Here is a 22,091-nt window from a genome sequence, read left to right on the forward strand (position 1 = left end):
GGCGCGCGCTCCCCTCCCGGTGGGCGCGCGCCGTCAGCCGAGGTGCGCCGACCAGTCCTGTTCCGCCGCGGGCTTGCCGTGCAGGTCCGGTACGCGCTTGAGCCAGTCGGGGCGGCCCTGCTCGGTGGCGGCGGCGCGGCGGGCGTCGGCGGCGGCCAGCTCGCCGCGGGTCGGGAAGTCGGTCGGCAGCCAGTCGGCGGAGGAGCGGGCGCGGGCCAGCAGATGAGTCACGTAGGCCTCGCGCACGGCGTCCGGCGAGGCGAACCCCGGCTCGTCGGCGAGCCACGCGTCGGGCACGAGCGCGACGACCTCGCGCAGCATGGACTCCGTGACGAGCGGCGCCAGTTCGGCGTCGGCCGCGGCCATGTCGGGCCCGTATCCGCCGAGGGCGTGGTGGCGGAAGTCGTACGCCTTGTCGGGCGCGGACGCCCCCCAGCGGTGGTGGAAGACGAGGGCCGCGCCGTGGTCGATGAGCCACAGCTGCGGCGGGCGCGTGCCGAAGGTGGGCCACACCATGAGGTTCGAACTGTGCACGGTGCGGTCGACGTTGGCGGTGAGCGCGTCGAGCCACACGACCTTGCCGGCCTCCAGCGGGTCCACGTCCAGGGCGTCCGGCGTGAAGTCCCGCGCGCCCGGCAGCAGGTCCATGCCGAGGTTGAGGCCGGCGCTGGCGTGCAGCAGGTCCCGCACCTCCTGGTGCGGCTCGTCGGCGGCGACCGCGGGGTCGAAGTGGACGAGGACCAGCTCGGGAAAGCGCAGCCCGAGCCGGCGCGCCAGCTCGCCGACGACGATCTCGGCGACGAGCGCCTTGCGGCCCTGGGCCGACCCGGTGAACTTGACGACGTACGTACCGAGGTCATCGGCCTCGACGACACCGGGCACGGAGCCGCCGGTGCGCAGGGGCTCGACGTAACGGGTCGCGGTGACCTCTCTCAACACTTTCCGGGCCACCCCTCTCCTCCACGGCCGACTCGGGAGAAGTGTAGTGGCGAGGACGACCCTCGCGGATTCCCGCGTGACCGGAGAAGCAATGCGGATGGGTGATGTCCTGACCGCGGTCTTCCTCGTTGAGCAGTCGCCGATCTTGTGCGGCCGATGGCCGCGGCACGACGGCGTGGCCGGCCGGAGCGTTCCGCTTCGGCGTGGGAAGAACGTGAGAAGAAGGAGAACCTCGTGCGTCGCATCAGCATCGCCCTGACCCTGGCCGTGGCCGCCGGCGGGCTCGGCCTGTCGGCGGTGACCGCCCAGGCCGCCCCCGCCTCCCTCGTTCAGGGGCCCCCGTTCCCGTACGCGGACTGCCTCAAGGCGACCGCGCAGAAGGGGGAGAGCCGGGCGTACGGCAAGTGGCACTGTGACCAGCTGGTCAAGAAGGGGTGGGTCAAGCCCGCCCATCGCTGATCGCGCCCTCGGGGCCACCCTCGGCGGTGGCCCCGAGGTCCGTCCCGGCTCGTGCCGTGCCCCGTACCGCCCCGTCAGCCGGCGACTTCCTCGGCGCGGATGGTGTCCCCGTGGTACCAGGGGTTTCCCGCGGCCTCGGAGATCAGTTCGCGAGAACGCGTCTCGTGGGCCCGGCCGAGGTCCAGGGTGAGGTACTGGATGAATTCGAGCGCGGTGAAGTACTTGCGGGTGAAGGTGGGTTCGGCGAGGGGCACCACGGAGACCTCGATGTTCCGGTTCTCCGGGCGGTCGCTGGTGAGCAGCCCCACCAGGTTCTCCATCTTCGCCTTGGTGTAGTCGTCGTCGTCCTCGTCCCGGAAGACGATCAGGCTGTGCTTCCTGGTCGGGTCGGACAGCGTGGCGACCTCGCTGTGGCAGAACTCGTGGAAGTAGTTGCGGGCCGCCGGCACCATCGCGATCTCGTTGAGGTGCATCTTGCCGAGCTTCAGCAGGCTTTCGTGCCACTTCGGGGACGCCAGCATGATGACGTTGGCGTCACGGCTGCGCTCGGCCACCGTGCGGGCCAGCTCGCGGTGCGCCTCGGTGAAGTCGGCCTCCAGGTGACCGGGGAGCCGGCGGACCTCCTGCCGGTGGTCCTGCTCGATCAGGCCCAGCTCCAGGAACATGTCCAGCAGGATGGCGAAGTACTGCCCGACGTGGAACAGCGGGTACTCGCGGTCCGGCTCACTCAGCGTCCAGCGCGCGATCGACACCCCGGCCTCCTCGCCGAGGGCGCCGAGGCGTCCGCCCGAGGTGAGCAGCAGCATCCTGTCGTGGGCGTGCCGCAGCTGGTGGAAGACGTGCACCGGCTCGTTGGAGTGGCCGCTGTAGGAGCTGAGGACGATGAGGGTCCCCTCGTCGTCCATGACGGAGGACGGGAGCAGGTACCGGTGGTCGTAGTCGTTGAGGACATGGAACTCCAGTTCGCTGCCCGCCGATTGGAAGAAGGCCGCCACGACGTCGGAGACGATGGCCGAGCATCCCATTCCGGTGAACACGACCCGCTTGAACTGTCCGGACTTTATCTTGAGCCGCAGGTCGTCCGTCATGTCCGCGAGGGAGTACTCCTCGGGCTTGAGGAAGCCCTTGCGGTATTCGTTGGTGAGGAAGTTCTCGTAGCGTTCCATGCGTGACTGCATGTGACGTGCCTTTCGTTGAGGGGTCGGTGCCGGATCGGGCGGGTGGGCCCTCACCACATGAACTGGCCGCCGTCGACGATCATCTTCTGTCCGGTGATGTACGAGGCCTTGTCGCCGACGAGGAATTCGAGCGCGTCGGCCATGGCCTCGGGGCTGCCGATGCGCCCCTGCGGGATCTCGGCCAGCAGCCGGTCACGGAACTCCGGTTCGTCCGTCCTGAACCGGGTGTTCATCTCTTCGGTGTCGATCATCCCGGGGATCAGGGAATTGACCCGGATCGTGGGGGCGAGTTCCAGGGCGAGGCATTTGGTGAAGTGGAGCAGGCCCGCTTTGCTCGCGCAGTAGTTGGTGCCGTTCAGGCGCGGCCGGATACCGGTGGTGGCGGCGACATTGACGATGCTGCCGCCGCCGGCGTCGAGCATGGCGGGCGCCAGGGCCCGGGTGAGGTAGAAGGGGGCCGACAGGTTGGCCTGGATGACCTGGTCCCAGTCCGAGGGCGTCATCTCCAGGAAGGGCCGGTCGATGTTGCGGCCCGCGTTGTTGACGAGCACCTGCGGGGTGCCGTGCTCCGCCAGAATCTGCTCGGCGGTGCGGAAGGCCTCCTGGCTCTCGGCGATGTCCGACCGGAGCGCCGTGAAACCGTCGCCCAGTTCCTTGCCGGCGGCCGCGGCGGCCTCCTGGTCGCCGCGGTACAGGGCGACGACCCGGTACCCCATGGACAGCAGCCTGCGGCTGAGGCTCAGGCCGATGCCCTTCGTGCCGCCGGTGACCACGGCGAGTGGCGTCTGCATGGACAACTCCTTGATCGGATCGGGGTCTTGCGCGCCCGCGCCCGCACGGGTCCGCGGGCGCGGCGCGAGGCGTCATCAGCGGCTCCCCGGAGACCACGGCTCGCTCCGGCACGGGCCGTGGTCAGCCCTGCGGGGACCGTGGTCAGCCCTGCGGGGGCCAGGTGAGGACCGCTTCGTTCTGGCTGGTGAACCTGGACATGGGCGCGAAGCGGAAGTAGAGGTCGCGGCCCAGGGCGGAGAACGGCCCTTCCAGCTGCTCCGTGAGGCTGAGCGCGCGGGCCGCGCCGACCAGGGCCTCGGTGCGCGGCCTGCGCTCGTCCTCGTAGCCGCGCAGCGCCGCGGGCAGGTCCGTCGCCCCCTTCAGGTGCTGGGCGAGGACGACGGCGTCCTCGATGGCGAGCGCCGCGCCCTGGCCGAGGCTGACGAGCATGGGGTGCGCCGCGTCCCCGAGGAGGGTCATGCGTCCGGTGCCCCAGCGCGCGAGGAAGGGGCGGTCCTGGGCGGTGATGCGGACGATCGTCTCCTCGGGGGTGACGCGGATCGCCTCCCGCACCTCGTCGGCCCAGCCGGCGAAGAGGCCGGCGAGGCCTTCCTTGCCGCGCCGCAGGTGTCCCGACGCGCCCGGCGGCACGTTCTTCGTCGCCCACCAGTAGGCCCGGCCGTGGCCGATGTCGGCGAGGCCGAAGCGCTGGCCGCGCCCCCAGTAGTGCGCGGCGTAGCCCTTGGTCAGCCGCGGGTGGTCGAAGGGCACCGTCGCCAGCCAGCACGCGTAACCGCCGGACCGGGGCCCGTCGTCGGCGGGAGCCACCTGGCGGCGGATCGCGGAGTTGAACCCGTCGGCGCCGATCAGGATGTCGCCGGTGGCCGTGCGGCCGTCCTCGAAGGTGACCTCGACGCCGTCGTCGCCGGTGGTGAACCCGGTGGCGGAGGCGTTCAGTTCGATCTCCTGGTCGTCGCCGATGGCGTCGAGCAGTGTCTGCTGGAGGTCGGCGCGGTGCACGGCGTAGTTGGCCGCGCCGAGCCGGTCGGCGAGGTCGCGGAACGGCAGTGCCCTGATGGGCAGGCCGCGCCGGGTGCGGAACTTCAGCTCGTCGAACACCTCGCCGCGTTTGGCGAGACCGGGGGCGATGTCGATGTCCAGGGTGCGCAGCGCCAGGATCGCGTTGGACATCAAGGAGACGGCCGTGGTGCCGGGGCGCAGCTCGGGGGCCTTCTCGAAGATCTGTACCTCGATGCCGGCCCGGCGCAGGGTGGCCGCGGTGGCGAGCCCGCCGATCCCGGCTCCGATGATGAGCGCCTTGGGCGTGGCGCGCCCGGAGTTCTCCTGCTGGGTCATTTCCCGCTCCCGTCGGCCGGGTGACGGTCGAGCCGTCCGGCCATCGCTTCTTGGATCTTCTGGGCGACGACGTTCACGTGCGGTTCCTCCAGGAGGACCAGGTGGTCTCCGGGCACGTCGACGACCTGGAGGTGTCCGGTGGTCAGGTATCCCCAGCCGTTGGTGGGGTCCTCGTGCAGGCTCATGGCGGCTCCGTGCATCGGCTGGAGGATCGGGGGCAGTTCCGCGGTGGCGCGGAGCAGCGTCAGGTCCTCGTCGCCCTGTTCGGGACGGTAGGAGAGGATCGCGTGCCAGTGCGCCTTGAACATCGTGAACAGGCGCCGCACGGTGGCGCGGGAGCTGCCCGCCGGGAGCACGCCCGCCTCCGTGGCGTGTCCGACGATGAAGTCGAACGTCGCCTCCTCGTCCAGGCCGTCCGGCAGCGAGATCACCGGGGCGGTCCCGCCGCGCTCCATCCACAGCAGTTCCCAGAAGAACCATTCGAGGAGCGAGTGGTCCTCGACGTCGGGCCGCTCCCCCTGTTTGACGGCGATCGGGTCGATCAGCACGGCGCTGTGGAGGGCGCCGGGGTCGGTGCGCCGCAGCTGCCGCGCCATCTCGAAGGCGATGAAGCCGCCGAACGACCAGCCGCCGATGACGTACGGGCCGTGCGGGCAGGCCCGCCGCATCGCCTTCAGGTAGGTCTCGGCCAGCTCGGGGATGGAGGTGAGCGGTTCCGTGCCGGGCACGGTCCCGGCGGCCTGGAGCGCGTAGACGGGCTGGTCGTCGGGCAGGTGGCGGGCCAGGCGTACGTAGCACAGGACGTGGCCGCCGAGCGGGTGGACCAGGAACAGGGGCGGTTTGTCGCCCTGGGTGCGGATCGGCACGACGGGGTCGAACTCCGCCGCCGAGTCGCCGGCCCGCAGCCGCTGCGCGAGCCCGGCCACGGTGGGCGCCGCGACGAACGCGGAGAGCGGGACGCTGACGCCGTAGCGCTTCTCGATGGTCATCACCAGCCGCATCGCGGTCAGCGAGGTGCCGCCGATGTCGAAGAAGTTGTCCCGCACGCCGACCGAGGGCAGTTCGAGGAGTTCCGCAAGGATGCCCACCAGCGCCGTCTCGTGCTCGTCGGCCGGCAAGGCGGCGTCCGCGGCCGGCGCGGCCAGCGGCATCCGGCGTAGCAGCGCGTCGTCCCGCTTGCCGCTGGGCGTCAGGGGCAGGCGCGGCAGCCACTCCAGGTGCGAGGGCACCATGTAGTCCGGCAGGGCGCCGCGCAGGCGGGTGCGTACCTCGTCGAGGTCCACGGCCGCCGCGTCGCCCACGAGGAACGCCGCGAGGAACGCGTCGGCGCCCTCCCGGCGCCGGGCCACCACCGCGGCCTCCCGGATGCCGGGCTGCTCCTCGGCGAGTTTGGCGATGGCGATCTCCACCTCGGCCAGCTCGACGCGGTAACCGCGCACCTTGACCTGGGAGTCGGCGCGGCCGAGCCAGACGAGGTTGCCGTCGGGCATGACCCTGGCCAGGTCCCCCGTGCGGTAGAGGCGGGCGCCCGGCTCCCCGGAGGGGTGCGGCACGAAGCGCTCCTCGGTGAGGTCGGGCCGGTCGCGGTAGCCGTGGGCGAGGCAGACGCCGCCGATGTAGACCTCGCCCTTGGCGCCGGGCGGCACGGGCCGCATGAGGCCGTCGAGCAGGTGGACCTGGATCCCGGGGAGCGGGACGCCGATGGGCGGCAGGTCGGGGAAGCGCGCCGGGTCGCCGGTCATCGTGTGGTGGGTCAGCAGGTGCGTCTCGGTCGGCCCGTACTGGTTCTCCAGGACGGTGCCCGGCAGTGCGGCGCAGAACCGCCGGATCTCGTCGGTGATCCGCAGTTGTTCGCCGGAGGAGATCACGACCCGCAGCGCGCGGGGCCGGATGCCCAGCATCTGGGAGGTCTCGGCGAGCTGTTGGAGCGCGACGCACGGCATGAAGACCCGCTCGACCTCCTCGCGGTCCAGCAGCCGCAGCAACGCCGGCATGTCGCGGCGCTCCTCCTCGGCGAGCAGGTGGAGGGTGCCGCCGCCGCACAGCGTGGAGTAGATCTCCTGGAACGCCACGTCGAAGCTGAGCGGCGCGAACTGGAGGGTCTTGCCGCCGGCGGCGCCGCTGGCGGAGGGGATCTGCCACTCCATGTAGTTGGCGAGCACCCGGTGCGGCAGTTCCACGCCCTTGGGTTCACCGGTGGACCCGGAGGTGAAGAGCAGGTAGGCGACGGTCTCGCCGGTGATCTTGGGCAGCGGGCCGGCGTCGGGCGCCGGTTCCGCGGCGAGCAGGTCGTCCACCGACAGGAGCCGGGAGGAGTCCTGGAAGAGGTGCGTGTGCCTCTCGTGGGTGATGATCCGCAGCGGGTCGGCGCGGTCGACCATCGCCGCGAGCCTGGCCGGCGGGTAGCTGACGTCGAGCGGGACGCAGGTGGCGGCGGCCTTGCCGACGCCGAGCACGGTGGCCAGCGTCTCGGGCGAGCGGTCCATGGCGATGCCGATGGTCGAGCCGGGCCGGGCGCCCGCGGCGATCAGGCCGCGGGCGATGCGGTCGGCGGCCCGGTCGAGCTGGGCGTACGTCCACTGCCGTGCTCCGCGGGAGACGGCCACCGCGTCCGGGGTCCGGGCGACGTGTTCGGCGATGCGGGCGATGACGTTCCGGGAGGTGTCCCCGCCGGCGTCGGCGCCGGGCCGCAGGGCCGCCGTCGCCCTCGGGTCGCACAGGAAGCCGAAGTCCACGCCCGTGTCGGGGTGTTCGGTCATCCGCCGCAGGACGGCGAGGTAGGTCCGGCCGATGCTCTCCACCTGCGAGCGGGAGAAGGTGTGGCCGTCGCAGTCCATCCGCAGCCACAGGCGCTCGTCGATCGGGTCGGTGATCGCGTTGAGCAGGAGCTTGAAGTTCGTCTCCTCCCAGGTCCGCAGCTCGGTCAGCTCCATGTCGGTGTCCTCGAACAGCGAGGTGAGGACATGCGGGTTGACGTAGTTGAAGGCCGTCTCGAAGATGACGTCGCCGCCGCGGTCCTCCTGGATGGCGCTGAGCGGGTAGCGCCGGTGGGGGTGGCTGTCGCGCTCCTGCCGGTAGACCTCGCGGGCCGCGTCGAGCCAGGTGCGCGGCCGGGGGTCGAGGCGCAGCGGCAGCGTCTCCAGGAAGAGGCCGGTGACGCGTTCGGCGCCGGCTTCCTCCGGCCGTCCGCCGGTGACCAGGCCGGTGGTGACGTCCGGGGTGTCGGAGAACAGCCGCAGGGTCAGGCAGTGGGCGGCCAGGAGCAGGGATTTGACGGGCAGGCCGTGATCCTTGGCCAGATCGCGCAGCCGGGCGTCGAGGCCGTCCGGCAACTCCACCTCGTGGACGATGACACCTTCGTCGCCCGCGGGTTCGTAGGGCCGCAGTCCGTCGATCTGGAGCAGTTCCGCGCCGTCGAGCAGGCGTTGCCAGTAGCGCTTGCTGAGGTCGGAGGCGAGGGCCCGGCGTTCCTCGCGTACGTAGAGGGCGGGTGAGGGCAGCTGTCCGGCGGGGACGGCGGGGACGGGCTGTCCGGCGTGGTGGGCGAAGTCCTGGAGGAGTTCGCGGACGACGGTGGCGACGCTCCAGCCGTCCAGGATCGCGTGGTGGAAGCTGAAGACCAGCTCCAGGGAGTCCTTCAGGACGTGCGCGCGGAACAAGTAGAGCGGCGGGCGGTCCAGGCGGTACGCGTGGTAACGCCGCTCCTGGACGTGCCGGTCGACCTCGGCCCGCGCCCGTGCGTCGGGGAGGTCGCGCAGGTCCACGATCTCCAGGCCGCCGTCGACGTCGGGGTGGATCAGTTGCAGGGGCTCGGAGTACCCGCCGAGGTCGAACGCGGAGCGCAACACGGGGTGGCGCCGCACCAGGTCGTCGAAGGCGCGGCGCAGCGCCGCCTCGTCCCAGACCGTCTTGAGGGAGTAGCAGAAGACGTCGTGGTAGACGGCGGAATTCTCGTGTTCGCGGCTGTGGTAGAGCAGGCCGAGGTGCAGCCGGGTCGCGGGGTAGGCGTCGTCCAGGCCGGCCAGGCGCGCGCGGTCGACGCCGGAGATGAGCGCGAACGGCTCCAGCGGGGCGTCCCGCTCGTCCTCGGACGCGGTGGTCGCGGTCGCGGCGAGCGCCGCCACGGTGGGGTTGCGGACCATGTCGGCCAGGGTGAAGTGCACGCCCGCACGGCGTGCCTCGGCCTGGATGCGGAGCATGAGGATCGAGTCGCCGCCCAGGGCGTAGTAGTCCTGGTCGACGCCGATCACGTCGGTCTCGAGGACGGCCGCCCAGGCCGCCGCGATCTTCGCCTCGGTCTCGTTGGCGGGCGCCGCGGCCAAGGCGCCGGCCTCCGCGGCGGGCGCGGGCAGCCTGCGGCGGTCGGCCTTGCCGTTCGCGGTGAGGGGGATCCGGTCGATCCGTACGAAGAACGCCGGGATCATGAACTCCGGGAGCGCGTCCAGGAGCCGGGCCCGCAGCTCCGCGGCCGGCATGTCCTGCTCCGCGACGTAGTAGCCGACGAGGTGGAGGCCGCGGGCGGGTGTGCTGCGGTCGACCACGATGGCGTCCCGGACGCCCGGGAGGGCGGTCAGGCGGTTGCGGACCTCGCCGAGCTCCACCCGGTTGCCGCGGATCTTGACCTGGTCGTCCAGCCGGCCGAGGTATTCGAGGGTGCCGTCGGCGAGCCAGCGCGCGCGGTCGCCGGTGCGGTACATCCGCCCCTCGCCGGTGAACGGGTCGGCGACGAACGCCGCCGCGTCCAGTTCGGGCCGGTCCAGGTAGCCGCGGGCCACGCCCACGCCCGCGACGCACAGCTCGCCGGCCACACCGGCGGGCTGGAGGTCGCCGTGGGCCCCGACGACGTAGAGCCGGATGTTGTCGATGGGCCGCCCGATCGGTACGCGCCGCACTTCCTCGCCGGCGTCGCCCGGGCAGTCGTAGCAGGTGACGTCGACGGTGGCCTCGGTCGGGCCGTAGAGGTTGACCAGGCGCGGCGCCCTGGTGCCGGCTGCCGTGAACGCCCGGTTGAGACGCGTCACCTGAGCGGGGGTCAGGGCCTCGCCGCTGCAGAACACCAGACGCAGCGAGGCGATGGCGTCGACCCGGGCCGGGTCCTCTTCGAGCAGGTCGAGGAAGGGGCCGAGCATCGAGGGCACGAAGTGGGCGACGCTCACCCGGTGGGCCTCGACCGTCCGCAGGATGGCTGCGGGGTCCCGCTCGCCCCTGGGCGGGAGCAGCGCGAGTCCGGCGCCGGTGATCGCCCACCAGAACAGCTCCCACACCGAGACGTCGAAGGTCGTCGGTGTCTTCTGGAGCAGGACGTCGCCCTCGCCGACCGGGTAGGCGCGCTGCATCCACTCCAGGCGGTTCACCACGGAGCGGTGTTCGACCTGGACGCCCTTGGGCTGCCCGGTGGAGCCCGAGGTGTAGATGACGTAGGCGAGGTCGTGCGGGCCGCCGAGGGGCCCGGGCGGGGCGGGCGAGGTGCGCGGGGTGGCGTCCAGGCGGCGCACCGGGGCGGCGTCGCCCACCAGGGAGTCGGGCACCGTGCTGCCCAGCAGTACGGTCTTGGCCCCGCTGTCGGTGAGCAGGAACCGGACGCGTTCGGCGGGGTGGCTGGGGTCGACCGGCACGTACGCGCCGCCCGCCTTGAGTACGCCGAGGACGGCCGCGACCAGTTGCGGGCCGCGTTCGGCCAGTACGGCCACCCGGTCGCCGACGTCCACGCCGTCGTCGCGCAGCCGCCGCGCGATGTGGTTCGCCCATCCGTCGAGGCGCGCGAAGGTGAGCGACTGGGCGGGGTCCTGGGCGAGGACGGCGGGCCGGTCGGGCGTAATGGCCGCCTGCTGCTCGAAGAGCGCGTGGAGCGTGGTGTGCGCGGAGAAGTCGGTCACCGGGCCGCTGCCCAGGGCGAGCAGGGCGGCCCGTTCGGCGTCGCCGAGCAGGGGGACCTCGGCCAGCGGGCGGTCCGCGCGGTCGAGGGTGCCCCGGAGGATCGCCTCCAGGTGGGTGCCCACCGACTCGATGGGGAAGTCCGCGTCGAAGACGTCGAGGGCGTAGTCCATGTCGACCAGGACGTCGCTGACGTCGTCCAGTTCGTTGACGACGACCGCCAGTACGTCGTCGTCGTGGGCACGGCCCTGCACGACGGTCTCGTACGTGACGCCGTGGACGGCGAGCGGGGGCGGCCAGCGCAGGTAGGCGATGGTGGTGTCGAACAGCCGCTTGGGGCCGCCGCCCTGGAGCGGTACGGAGCGCAGCAGGTCGCCGAGGGCGAACCGCTCGTGGGGTTTGAGCGCCCGGGTGGCGGCCTGCACGTCGGCGACCAGGTCGCTCATCGTGCGGTCGTTGCCGGGGGCGATCCGCAGCGGCAGGGTGTTGGCGAAGTGGCCGACGGTCTGCTTCTGCCCGGCGGTGGGCCGGTTCAGGAGCGGTACGCCGAGGACGACCTCGTCGCTGCCGTGGATCCGGGAGAGGTAGACGGCGAAGGCAGCGGCGACGAACGCGAAGACGGAGTCCCCGCGCTCCCGTATGCGGTCGATGAGGGCGCGCTCGATGAGGAAGCTGTGGCGGGCGCTGCGCCGGGAGCCCGCGGGCGCGGCGCGGCGGAAGAAGGCCGGGGTGACGTCCTTGAGCCGCTCCTGGAAGAAGGCGCGGTCCTGCTCGTGGTCGTCCGAGGCCTGGTAGCGGCGCTGTTCCTCGGCGAAGTCCAGGTAGGACGGCGCGGGCGGGTCGGCGAACTCCCCGGTGCGCCGCGCCCGGTCGTAATCGGCGCGGACCTGGGACATGAACAGGTTCAGGCCCCAGGCGTCGGCGACGATGTGATGCACCTTGACGTAGGTGCGGACGACGTCCTCGCGCTCCTTGAGGACGGCGAGCGTGAACAGCCGGCGGCGCTCCACCTCGATCGGGACGTCGAACGCGTCCTTGATCCACGCCTCGCAGGCCGCACGGGGCTCGTCGGCCGCGGAGAAGTCGACCGTCGGGATGTCGAACGCCTCGTCCTCGGCCCACTGGCCCGGGGTGCCGTCCTGCGGGTCGATCCGCAGCCGGAACGCGTCGTTGCGGTCGACCGCACGGCGCAGGCACTCCTTGAGGAGGTCGACGTCGACCTCGCCGGTGAACCGGTCGGTGATGAAGCAGTTGAACTGCGGGAGGTCCGGGAAGAGGGAGTTCGCTGCCCAGATGTCCTGCTGATAGGCCGTGAGAGGGTTGCGCGGCCGGAGATTCACGATCGCTCCATTTTCCTCGGCTGGTGGCTTCGGTGCATGAGACGCGTGCCCGGCGCCGGACGCGCCGCGGGCGTGGGACGCGCGGGGGGGGGCGCCCGGGTCGTGCGCGGACGGCGGATCGCGAGGCGGGGCTCAGTCGGCCTTGGGCTTGCGGGCGCGCATGATGATGTCGAACCGGCCGGGGTACTGGCGGTCCACCGGCTCGAATCCGGCCTCGGTGAACCACTGCTCGAATTCGCGGGGCGTGTAGGTGCGGCCCTCGGGCGAGGCGATGGTGTGGACGTACGCCGACATGAACGCGGCGTGGGCGGGGCCGGTCTCGTCGTCGTCCTCGGCGCAGGCGACGATCACCATGTGGCCGCCCGGCTCCAGCGCGCGGTAGGTCTTGGCGAAGAGGTTCTGGACCTGCTCGGGGGACCAGATCTCCAGGAACCGGGAGTACACGACGCAGTCGTGGGACGACGTGGGGAACTCGTCCTGCATGATGTCGGTCCCGACCGCGCGGACGCGCTCGGACAGGTTGGCCTCGGCGATCCGCTCGTTGGCCATCTCCGCCACGTTGGGCAGCTCCAGGATGGTGGCCTCCAGGTGCGGCCAGCGCTGGGCGAAGCTGATGGCGTTGGTGCCGGTGCCGCCGCCGACGTCCAGGACGCGCCGGTAGGCGGAGAAGTCCACGGCGTTGACCAGGTCCTCGACCACCGAGCGGCTCTGGTGCTCCATCATGGCGGTGAACACCTGCTCCAGGTTCTTGTCCTGGCCGAGGAGTTCGTAGAGCGTGGTCGCCGACGAGCCGGCGAGCAGCTCGCGGTGCAGCCCCAGGTTGTCGTTGTCCACCAGCGATTCGTAGAGCCAGCCCATCGGCCGGTACAGCATCTCGTGGGTGTAGCGGACGATGACGGGCATGAAGCCGTCCGGGTCGCCCGCCAGGAGGTCGGTGGCCGCCGTGTTGTGGTAGCCGTCGCCCTCCTTGCGTATGAGGTCGAAGGCGCAGCAGCCCAACAGCAGGGTGTGTCCGGCGCGTTCTTCCAGGCCCAGCTCGGTGGTGATCTCGTCGAGGGTGGTGCCCGGCCGCTGCTTGAGCAGGGTGAACAGCTTCAGGCGGAGTGCGGCGTGCATGAACGGGAACCGGAAGCTGGTGTACACCAGCTTCCACAGCTCGTCCATGGCGGTCGTCGAAGGCTCGGTCATGGTGATCCCCTTCTGATGACGCGGGCCTCAGGTGCATACCTTCGGCCGCGTACTGGTGAAGTCAGGCGTCGTCCGGCTGCCCCGGCAGAGGCAACATCAAATGCAGGGGTCACACAAGGCCTTATTGATCACCGACCCCTTCGCGGGTGGCGTGAAATATGCGGTGTTCCGCTTCTCGCTCCCGCCACTTTCGGCCGTCGGATACGCAAAGGCGGCCGAAACCTGATCGACTACGAGACCGAAAACCCACCTGCGCAGGAACCGGTTGATAGACGGACCATTTTCCCCACACGCTCAAAAGGGACAGGTGACGGGACCGCTCCGATCCGCGGGCGCTCGGATCGGAGCGGCACACCGCCGGATCTGGCCGAAATTCATCGCTGATCGTCCGAGACCGTGTGCTACGCGCCGACAGGCGCCGCCGGGCGCCAACTCGGTACCCCCGGGCGGGGTTTGAAGCGTGCCTCTGCTGTCAGCAGAAAGGCCCCCCGGACCCCGGTGCGTGGCAGGGGAACGTGTTAGCTTCAAGCGAGGCTGGGGAGGCGAATTCGCGCTCGCTCACCCGACGTAGCTCCCCCCGGGATGCCTGGGGCTCGGCCAAGAATCAGGGGAAGACATGAATAACCAGACGTTCAACCACCCGGCATCGTCGAACGCTCCGTACGCCTTGAGCCCGAACGGCGGCGCCGCATTCGGTGACCAGATCTACAACCGTCTCCTGAACGATCGCATCATTTTCCTGGGCAAGGAAGTCGATGACGAAATCGCGAACCAGATCACGGCGCAAATGCTGACGCTGGCCGCCGATCCGGGAGACATTTACCTGTACATCAACTCCCCCGGCGGCTCGATCATGGCCGGCCTCGCGATCTACGACACCATGCAGTACATCCAGAACGACGTCGTCACCATCGCGATGGGCTTCTGCGCGTCCATGGGGCAGTTCCTGCTCACCGCCGGCGCCCCGGGGAAGCGGTTCGCGCTGCCGCACACCAGGATCCTCATGCACCAGCCGTCGGCCGGACTGGCCGGTTCCGCGACCGACATCAGGATCTACGCGGAGCAACTGCGCCAGACGAAGCGGGAGATGGCCGAGCTGATCTCCCAGCACTCGGGGCAGACGCAGGAGCGCATCACCCAGGACTCCGACCGGGACCGCTGGTTCACCCCGACCGAGGCCAAGGAGTACGGCCTCATCGACGAGATCATGACCAATGCGACGGGGACGCCGGGCGGCGGCTCCTTCCCCGGCAAGACCGCCGAATGACGGGCCGTGGGACCATTGCCCCCCTTTTCGCATGGAGGTGTCGCGCTCAGTGAAGCGGTTTGAATTCTCGTCCCGTGCCCGGGATCTGGACATACAGAGTCGTTATGTCGTGCCGAGCTTCGTGGAGCGCACCTCGCAGGGCACCCGGGAGATGGACCCGTACGGCAAGCTCTTCGAGGAGCGGGTCATCTTCCTCGGCAGCCAGGTCGACGACACGTCGGCCAACGACATCATGGCGCAACTGCTGTGCCTGGAGGCCCTGGACCCGGACCGGGACATCTCCCTCTACATCAACTCGCCCGGTGGCTCGTTCACGGCCCTCACGGCCATCTACGACACCATGCAGTTCGTCAAGCCCGACATCCAGACGGTCTGCCTGGGGCAGGCGAACAACGCCGCCGCGGTGATCCTGGCCGCGGGCACCCGCGGCAAGCGCATGGCACTGCCGAGCGCCCGCGTGCTCATCCACCAGCCGACCAGCCAGGGCACCCAGGGGCAGGTGTCGGACCTGGAGATCCAGGCCGCGGAGATCGAGCGGCTGCGCACGCTCATGGAGCGGCTGCTGGCGGAGCACTCGCACCAGACGCCGGAGCGGGTCGCCGAGGACGTCGAGCGGGAGAAGATCTTCACTGCCCAGGCGGCGCAGGAGTACGGCCTGATCGACCAGGTCGTGGCGCCCCGGTCCATCGCCGGGGTGCAGTCCGCCTAGTTCTCACGCCCGGTGCGGCACCGGGCAGGACGTGGCCCGTGCGATGAGCAGGGCCACGTCGTCGTGGTCCCCCGCGTGGCGCAGGGTGTCCAGGAGCAGGTCGCAGGTCTCCTCGAGCGGGCGGTCGGCGTCGTCGAGGACGTCCAGGAGGAGCTTGAGGCGGGTGTCGAGCGACTCGTCGCGGGTCTCGACCAGGCCGTCCGTGTAGAGGATGAGCTGGTCGCCCGGCTTGGTCTCCAGGCAGGTGGTGTGGAAGCTGACGCCGCACCCGCCGAGGGGCGCGCCGGTGGGCAGGTCGAGGAGTTCGCGGGTGCCGTCCGGGTGCAGGAGTGCCGGCGGCAGATGCCCGGCCAGGGCGATGTGGCACTGGCCGCGATACGGGTCGTAGATGGCGTAGACGCAGGTGGCCAGCGTCTCCAGGCCGTCGGTGACCCGGTCCAGGTGGTAGAGGACCTTGGCCGGGTCGAGATCCAGGTCGGCCAGCGTCCGGGTGGCGGTGCGCAGCTGGCCCATGGTGGCGGCCGCCGCCACTCCGCTGCCCATGACGTCACCGACCACCAGGGCGGTCTTGTCGCCGCCGAGCGGGATCACGTCGAACCAGTCGCCGCCGATCTCCATGGTCGCCTCGGCGGGGCAGTAGCGGGTGGCGACCTCCAGTCCGGGCCGCCACGGCAGGGGCCGGGGCAGCAGGCTGCGCTGGAGGGTCAGGGCGGCGTGCCGCTGCGATTCGGCGGTGCGGTGCCGCTCGGTGACGTCCACGCTGGAGGTGGCCACTCCGAGGACTTTCCCGTTGGGGGCCTCCAGGCGGTAGAAGGAGATCGACCAGGCGTGGTCGTTGTCCGGGTCGGCCGGGGTGCGGCCGATGGCGTACTGGTCGAGGATCGGGACGCCGGTGGCCAGGACGTCGCGCATGCAGCTCTCGATGGACCGGTCCAGGCCGGGCAGCACCTCCTGGACGTGCCGGCCGACGTGCTCCGCGGCCGGCACGCCGTTCATCCGCTCCTGCGCCGGGTTGACCGAGAGGTAGCGCAGGCCGGTGTCCAGCACCGCGAGGCCGATCGGCGACTGGGAGATGAGCCGGGCGGACAGCGCGAGGTCCTGTTCGACCTGCCGCAGTGTGCCCTGGTCGGTGGCCAGGCCCAGGGCGTACAGCGACTGCCTCTTGTCCTGGAGGCGCATGTTGCGGAACTCCACCCACCGCGTGCCGCCGTCCTTGTGCCGGACGGGGAAGACTCCGGCCCAGCTGCCGCCGCCCCGCATGACCTCGGCGAACAGTTCGAGCACCTGGTCCAGGTGGTCCGTGTGGACCAGCAGCGGGCCCGCGTACTCCCCGAGGGCCTCCGCGGCGCTGTAGCCGAACAGCTCCTCGGCCTGCGGGCTCCACAACCGGATCCGGCCCTCCTCGTCCAGGACGATGGCGGCCACGTTCAGGACGTCGAGCAGGCCACCGGAGCCGGGCGGCGCCGCCACGGCCGCCGGGGCGACTCGCGCGGCCATCGCGCCCTGGGCCATCGCGCCCTGGGCGACTCGCGCGGCTATCGCGCCCTGGGCCTTCGCACCCTGGGCGCCTCGCGCGTGCCTCGCGCCCGGAGCGCCTCGTACGGGCTCGTCTGCACCCATCATCCGGTCTCTCCTTGCGCCCGTCGCGTGGCGGGCCGGACACCTGAGCCGTGAACGGGTCGGGGATGCACCCGCCATTTTACCCGCCGGGCGGGTAACCACCCCTTTCCCCCGGCGGCCCCGGCCCATTCCCCGGCGCCCCGGTGGCCCGATCCTGCGTTCCCGACCATGCGTTCCCGACCGTGCGTTCGACCACTCCGGAGCGTGATTCTGCCATTACCTCACGCGCTCGGCGCGGCGCTTCTAGCATGAGCGGCACCGCTTGGCCCTCCCCCACGGCCTGGAGCAGCGATGCGCATCACCCTGTCCGAAGCGTCCGGCGCCACCATCGGGCAGCTGCGGTTCCGCGTCTGCCACCGGTGCCGGACCGGGCGTGTCCAGAACATCTGGATCACCGAGGCGCACCAGCGGGAGGGCCGGGGCAGGGAGGCGCTGCACACGCTGCTGGCGGCACTTCCCGGGTACCGGTGGAACACCACGATGCAGTCCCGGGCGGGCCGGGGCTTCTTCCGGGCCATGGGCGGCGAGACGGGGGTGGCGTTCCCGTCCGGCGGGCCGCTGTGCCCGCACCTGGAGGGGCGGCTGCGGCGCTGGGCGCGGCGGGTGCGCGACCGGCCGGGCCGCTGAATCCGGGGCGCCTCCGACTCCGGTCCGGGCGTACGGCGGCCCCCCGGCCCCGGGTGGCGCCCGTTCAGGAGGCGCGCAGGGCCTTGGCGAGGACTCCCTCGCCGGTGATCTCGATCCGTCCCTCGCGCGCGCCCTGTCCGACGGTGAGTTCGCCGCGGCCCACGGCCACGCAGGTGGCGGCGTCCAGGGCGAGGCCGGCGTCGGGTTCACCCGGGGCGGGTCCGTCGCCGTAGGCCGTGTCGCCGCCGCCGAGGCGCACATGGAAGCGGCCCTCGTCGAGCCGTACCTCCACCACTCCCTCGGCGCCGGTCCGCGCGAGGTGGCGCAGCAGCGGCAGCGCGAACCAGTGCGCCCGGACGGCGTCGGTGGGCCTGCGCTCTTCGAGGCCGTGCGCGCCCCAGGCGGCGAGGGCCTCCAGGACGGGCAGCAACTCCCGCCCCTTTCCGGTGAGTTCGTACACGTACGCGGCGGCGGGCGGGGGCAGCCTGCGGCGCGTGGTCAGGCCCTGCTGCTCCATGTCCTTCAGGCGCGAGGCGAGGACGTCCGTGCTGACGCCCGGCAGGTCGGCGTGCAGGTCGGTGTAGCGGCGGGGGCCGACCAGCAGCTCCCTGACGACCAACAGGGTCCAGCGGTCGCCCACGGCGTCCAGGGCCCGGGCCGCCGCGCAGTACTGGTCGTAGCTTCGGCGAGGTGACATGGGACGCAGTCTAGACAGGTTGTTGGACTTTCCAAGGGGGGACTTGGTAAAACCAAGTAACTCACGTCACGGGAGGCGCAGCGCATGGAGTTCCGGCAGTCGAGCAAGCTCAGCGAGGTCTGTTACGAGATCCGGGGCCCCGTCATCGAGCACGCCAACGCCCTGGAGGAGGCGGGCCACAGCGTGCTGCGCCTCAACACCGGCAATCCCGCGCTCTTCGGCTTCGAGGCGCCCGAGGAGATCGTCCAGGACATGATCCGGATGCTCCCCAAGGCCCACGGCTACACGGACTCGCGCGGCGTCCTGTCCGCCCGCCGCGCCGTCGCCCAGCGCTATCAGGCGCTCGGCCTCGACGAGGTCTCCGTGGACGACGTCTTCCTCGGCAACGGCGTCTCCGAACTGGTCACGATGGCCGTCCAGGCGCTCCTGGAGGACGGCGACGAAGTCCTCGTCCCCGCACCCGACTTCCCCCTGTGGACGGCCGTGACGACCCTCTCCGGGGGCAGGGCCGTGCACTACGTGTGCGACGAGTCCGCCGACTGGTACCCCGACCTGGACGACATGGCCGCGAAGATCACCGACCGCACCAAGGCGGTCGTGATCATCAACCCCAACAACCCGACGGGCGCGGTCTATCCGAAGGAGATCCTGGAGGGCATCCTCGACCTCGCCCGGCGACACGGCCTGATGGTCTTCGCCGACGAGATCTACGACCAGATCCTGTACGACGACGCCGTGCACCACAGTGTCGCCGTGCTCGCGCCCGACCTCGTGGTCCTGACCTTCTGCGGTCTGTCCAAGACCCACCGCGTGGCGGGCTTCCGCTCCGGCTGGCTGGTCGTCACCGGGCCGCGCCAGCACGCGAAGAACTACCTGGAGGGGCTCACCATGCTCGCCTCCATGCGGCTGTGCCCCAACGCCCCGGCGCAGTACGCCATCCAGGCGGCGCTCGGCGGCCGCCAGTCGATCCATGAACTGACCGCGCCCGGCGGGCGGTTGCACGAGCAGCGCGACCGTGCCTGGGAGAAGCTGAACGAGATCCCCGGCGTCTCCTGCGTCAAGCCGAAGGGCGCGCTGTACGCGTTCCCGCGCCTGGACCCGAAGGTGCATGCGATCCACGACGACGAGAAGTTCGTCCTCGACCTCCTGCTCCAGGAGAAGATCCAGGTGGTCCAGGGCACCGGCTTCAACTGGCCCCGCCCCGACCACTTCCGCATCCTCACCCTCCCCCACGCCGACGACCTCGACGCGGCGATCAGCCGCATCGGCCGCTTCCTGAGCGGCTACCGTCAGTGACACCGGCCGGGCCCATCGCGTAGAACTCGCGCCGTTCCCCGCGCCCCTGGCCTCCCGGCCGGGGCCGGCCCCGGACCTGCGGGTACGTCGTGGTTGTTCGCGCCGTTCCCCGCGCCCCTGGCCTCCCGGCTGGGGGCGGCCCCGGACCTGCGGGTGCGTCGTGGTTGTTTGCGCAGTTCCCCGCGCCCCTGGCTCTCCCGGTCGGGGCCGGCCTCGGACCTGCGGGTGCGTCGTGGTTGTTTGCGCAGTTCCCCGCGCCCCTACCCTCCCGGCCGGGGCCGGCCTCGGACCTGCGGGTGCGTCGTGGTTGTTCGCGCCGTTCCCCGCGCCCCTGACGTCCCGGCCAGGGCCGGCCCCGGGCCTGCGGGCGCGTCGTGGTTGTTCGCGCAGTTCCCCGCGCCCCTGACGTCCCGGCCAGGGCCGGCCACGGACCTGCGGGTGCGTTGTGGTTGCTCGCGCAGTTCCCCGCGCCCCTGACGTCCCGGCCAGGGCCGGCCACGGACCTGCGGGTGCGTTGTGGTTGCTCGCGCCACGCTGGCGGCGCTCTGGAATGGCCCGGGGGCAGTCTCCCCGGCGCTGCTCGCGGGCGTCGCGACGTCGGCGTTTTGGGGGATGTGGGGCAAGATCAATAGTATCCGGCGATGATCACAAGACAACGGCCGGCGGCCTGGGTCATCGCCCTGCTCGCCGCCCTGACCGCCGGGATCGTCACGGCAGGCCCCGCCGCCGCCGATGACGACGACGAACCGGCGCAGCCCTCCCCCAAGGTCGAGCTGGTGCTCGACGTCAGCGGCTCCATGCGGGCCCGCGACATCGACGGCAAGTCCCGCATGGCGGCGGCCAAGCAGGCGTTCGGCGAGGTCCTGGACGCCACCCCCGACGAGGTCGCGCTCGGCATCCGTACCCTCGGCGCCAACTACCGCGGCGACGACCGCAAGGCCGGCTGCAAGGACACCGAGCTGCTCTACCCCGTGGAGCGCCTCGACAAGGCGGGCCGCACCGACGCGAAGACCGCCGTGGCGACGCTCGCGCCGACCGGCTGGACCCCGATCGGCCCGACGCTGCTGAAGGCCGCCGACGACCTGACGGACGACACGGCCGAGCGCAGCCGCCGCATCGTGCTGATATCCGACGGCGAGGACACCTGCCAGCCGCTCGACCCGTGCGTGGTGGCCCGGGAGATCTCCGCCAAGGGCATCCACCTCACCATCGACACCCTCGGCCTGGTGCCGGACGCCAAGACCCGCGACCAGCTGAGCTGCATCGCGGAGGCCACCGGCGGCACCTACACCTCGATCCGGCACACCGACGAACTCGCGGGCCGCGTCAAGCAGTTGGTGGACCGCGCCGCCGACCCGGTGGTCACCCCCGTGGCGGCGAAGGGCGCCGCGCAATGCACGGACGCGCCCCGGCTGAAGTCGGGCCTGTACACCGACCGCGAGGAGTTCGGCGAGCACCGCTGGTACCGGGTGGACGTCCCCGCGGGCAAGGAGCTGCGGGCCTCCGTGAGCGTGGCGGCCGACCGTGCCGTCCATCAGGACTACGGCGTGCTGCTGCGCGCCGAGACCGAGGGCGGGCGCGAGATCGTACGCGGCCAGGAGTCCGGCGACGGCCGCACCGACGTCATCTCGACCGGCCTGCGCTACCCGAGGCCCGAGGCCGACGACATGGACGAGGAGGACAAGTACGGCGCCACCGAGACGGTCTGTCTGCGCGTCAGCAATTCCTTCTCCGCCCCCGCCTCGGTGAAGAAGACGCCGGGCCTGCCCGTCGAGTTGGCCGTCGACCTGGTGGACTCCCCCGACGAGGCCTCGGACGTCGCCGCCTTCGGGCTCGGCCACGGCTGGTGGCTGCTCGGTCTGCTCGTGCTGGTGGGCTTCCTCGCCGGTCTGGTCTGGGGCTGGCTCTCGCGCTGGCGCTTCGCGGTCTGGAGGACCAACTGATGCATGCGACCCGAGCGTGGGGACGGGCGGCCCTGCTGGCCGCGGCCGCCCTGCTGGCCTTCCCCGGAGCCGCCGCCGCCGACAGCGACGATGCCGCCCCTGCCGAGGCGGGCACCTCCTTCCGTACCGCCACCGCGATCCGCCCCGACCAGGAGGCCACCGCGGAGGCGTCCACGGGCGACTACCTGTACTGGGCGTTCCCGGTGGACTCCGGGCAGCGCGCCACCGTGCACGCCACGGTGAAGCTGCCGGACGCCGCCGCCCGGCACGCCGCGTCCACCTGGCAGGTCGACGTGTACGACGGACTGCGGCGCCGCCAGGCCTGCCGGCTCGGCACGCCGAAGCGGACGGCCGGGCCCGACGCGGGGTCGGTCTCGCTGTCCTGCACGCTGCGGACCGTCCGGGCCTGGTCGGAGCAGTGGGCGAACGACCCGCTGCCGGGCACGTACTACCTGCGGCTCACGGTCACCGACCTGAAGGCCGACGACCTGGGGCTGCCGGTGCGGGCCGAGGCGAAGGTCACCACGACCGACGCGGGGGGCGCGCAGGCCGTCGACGGGTCGCTCGGCGAACCGCTCGTGCCGGGCTCCGGTTCGGACCGGGACGAGCCCGCCGCCCTGAGCGAGCCGGAGGACGGCTGGTCCTCGGGCTGGTGGTCCTCGCGCTGGCTGTGGACGGCGGCCGGCGGCGTCCTCGCGGCCCTCGCCGGGGTCGGCGGATACGCGCTGACCCGCGGCTCGGGCCGCCCAAGCTGGAGGGCACGGTCCACGTCAACCTCGCGCTCATCCTGAAGTTCCTGCGCAACCACCTGCTGGACCCGGTCGCCC

General features: G+C 71.6%; 15 protein-coding genes. 7 read left to right on the top strand and 8 right to left on the bottom strand.

The genetic code is table 11. The features are described from left to right. Nucleotides 1-33 precede the first annotated feature (33 nt). Nucleotides 34-939, bottom strand: coding sequence for a HipA family kinase (locus ABZ385_RS32055; RefSeq protein ID WP_358584330.1), 906 nt, complete (start codon nt 937-939; stop codon nt 34-36). A gap of 234 nt (nt 940-1,173) precedes the next feature. On the opposite strand from ABZ385_RS32055, the gene ABZ385_RS32060 reads away from it, so the two are divergent. Further along, nucleotides 1,174-1,398, top strand: coding sequence for a hypothetical protein (locus ABZ385_RS32060; RefSeq protein WP_358914090.1), 225 nt, complete (start codon nt 1,174-1,176; stop codon nt 1,396-1,398). A 74-nt stretch (nt 1,399-1,472) separates the two neighbouring features. Here ABZ385_RS32060 and ABZ385_RS32065 read toward each other — a convergent pair whose 3' ends face one another. The 5 genes from ABZ385_RS32065 to ABZ385_RS32085 all read right to left on the bottom strand — a co-directional run bounded on the left by ABZ385_RS32065 (nt 1,473) and on the right by ABZ385_RS32085 (nt 13,105). Then, nucleotides 1,473-2,564, bottom strand: coding sequence for an SIS domain-containing protein (locus tag ABZ385_RS32065; protein WP_358914091.1), 1,092 nt, complete (start codon nt 2,562-2,564; stop codon nt 1,473-1,475). A gap of 62 nt (nt 2,565-2,626) precedes the next feature. Further along, a complete protein-coding gene (locus tag ABZ385_RS32070) occupies nt 2,627-3,367 on the bottom strand; it encodes an SDR family NAD(P)-dependent oxidoreductase (RefSeq protein ID WP_358584319.1) in 741 nt (246 codons plus the stop codon). Between the two features lie 142 nt (nt 3,368-3,509). Next, the gene (locus ABZ385_RS32075; RefSeq protein ID WP_358914092.1) at nt 3,510-4,703 is read right to left on the bottom strand and encodes an FAD-dependent monooxygenase; all 1,194 of its coding nucleotides are present in this window, start codon (nt 4,701-4,703) and stop codon (nt 3,510-3,512) included. After that, nucleotides 4,700-11,917, bottom strand: coding sequence for an amino acid adenylation domain-containing protein (locus ABZ385_RS32080; protein WP_358914093.1), 7,218 nt, complete (start codon nt 11,915-11,917; stop codon nt 4,700-4,702). Before ABZ385_RS32080 ends, ABZ385_RS32075 begins: the two co-directional genes overlap by 4 nt. A gap of 132 nt (nt 11,918-12,049) precedes the next feature. Then, nucleotides 12,050-13,105, bottom strand: a complete 1,056-nt coding sequence (locus ABZ385_RS32085) for a methyltransferase (RefSeq protein WP_358914094.1) — start codon at nt 13,103-13,105, stop codon at nt 12,050-12,052. A gap of 616 nt (nt 13,106-13,721) precedes the next feature. On the opposite strand from ABZ385_RS32085, the gene ABZ385_RS32090 reads away from it, so the two are divergent. Both ABZ385_RS32090 and ABZ385_RS32095 read left to right on the top strand, forming a co-directional pair. Next, nucleotides 13,722-14,372, top strand: coding sequence for an ATP-dependent Clp protease proteolytic subunit (locus ABZ385_RS32090; protein WP_358698149.1), 651 nt, complete (start codon nt 13,722-13,724; stop codon nt 14,370-14,372). Nucleotides 14,373-14,403: 31 nt separating this feature from the next. Beyond that, the gene (locus tag ABZ385_RS32095; RefSeq protein ID WP_358584324.1) at nt 14,404-15,081 is read left to right on the top strand and encodes an ATP-dependent Clp protease proteolytic subunit; all 678 of its coding nucleotides are present in this window, start codon (nt 14,404-14,406) and stop codon (nt 15,079-15,081) included. A gap of 3 nt (nt 15,082-15,084) precedes the next feature. Here the strand turns inward: ABZ385_RS32095 and ABZ385_RS32100 are convergent, their stop codons facing one another. Then, nucleotides 15,085-16,578: a SpoIIE family protein phosphatase gene (locus ABZ385_RS32100; protein ID WP_358914100.1), complete on the bottom strand. Its 1,494-nt coding sequence runs from the start codon at nt 16,576-16,578 to the stop codon at nt 15,085-15,087. A 414-nt stretch (nt 16,579-16,992) separates the two neighbouring features. Here ABZ385_RS32100 and ABZ385_RS32105 point away from each other — a divergent pair, with 414 nt between their 5' ends. Beyond that, entirely contained in the window at nt 16,993-17,328 is a 336-nt protein-coding gene (locus tag ABZ385_RS32105) for a hypothetical protein (RefSeq protein WP_358914095.1), read from the top strand. A gap of 64 nt (nt 17,329-17,392) precedes the next feature. Here ABZ385_RS32105 and ABZ385_RS32110 read toward each other — a convergent pair whose 3' ends face one another. Next, on the bottom strand, nt 17,393-18,025 hold the full coding sequence (locus tag ABZ385_RS32110; RefSeq protein WP_358914096.1) for a helix-turn-helix domain-containing protein: 633 nt from the start codon (nt 18,023-18,025) through the stop codon (nt 17,393-17,395). An 84-nt stretch (nt 18,026-18,109) separates the two neighbouring features. Between ABZ385_RS32110 and ABZ385_RS32115 the strand changes: the two genes are divergently transcribed. The 3 genes from ABZ385_RS32115 (at nt 18,110) to ABZ385_RS32125 (ending at nt 22,055) form a co-directional block, all read left to right on the top strand. Further along, the gene (locus ABZ385_RS32115; protein WP_358914097.1) at nt 18,110-19,321 is read left to right on the top strand and encodes a pyridoxal phosphate-dependent aminotransferase; all 1,212 of its coding nucleotides are present in this window, start codon (nt 18,110-18,112) and stop codon (nt 19,319-19,321) included. Nucleotides 19,322-19,962: 641 nt separating this feature from the next. Beyond that, the gene (locus ABZ385_RS32120; RefSeq protein WP_358914098.1) at nt 19,963-21,264 is read left to right on the top strand and encodes a VWA domain-containing protein; all 1,302 of its coding nucleotides are present in this window, start codon (nt 19,963-19,965) and stop codon (nt 21,262-21,264) included. Beyond that, nucleotides 21,264-22,055 carry a hypothetical protein gene (locus ABZ385_RS32125; protein WP_358914099.1) on the top strand — a complete coding sequence of 264 codons (792 nt, stop codon included), beginning with the start codon at nt 21,264-21,266 and terminating at the stop codon, nt 22,053-22,055. The genes ABZ385_RS32120 and ABZ385_RS32125 overlap by 1 nt, the downstream gene beginning before the upstream one ends. The last annotated feature ends 36 nt before the right edge of the window (nt 22,056-22,091 follow it).

It is taken from the genome of Streptomyces sp. NPDC005898, from assembly GCF_040629635.1.
Taxonomy (GTDB): Bacteria; Actinomycetota; Actinomycetes; order Streptomycetales; family Streptomycetaceae; genus Streptomyces.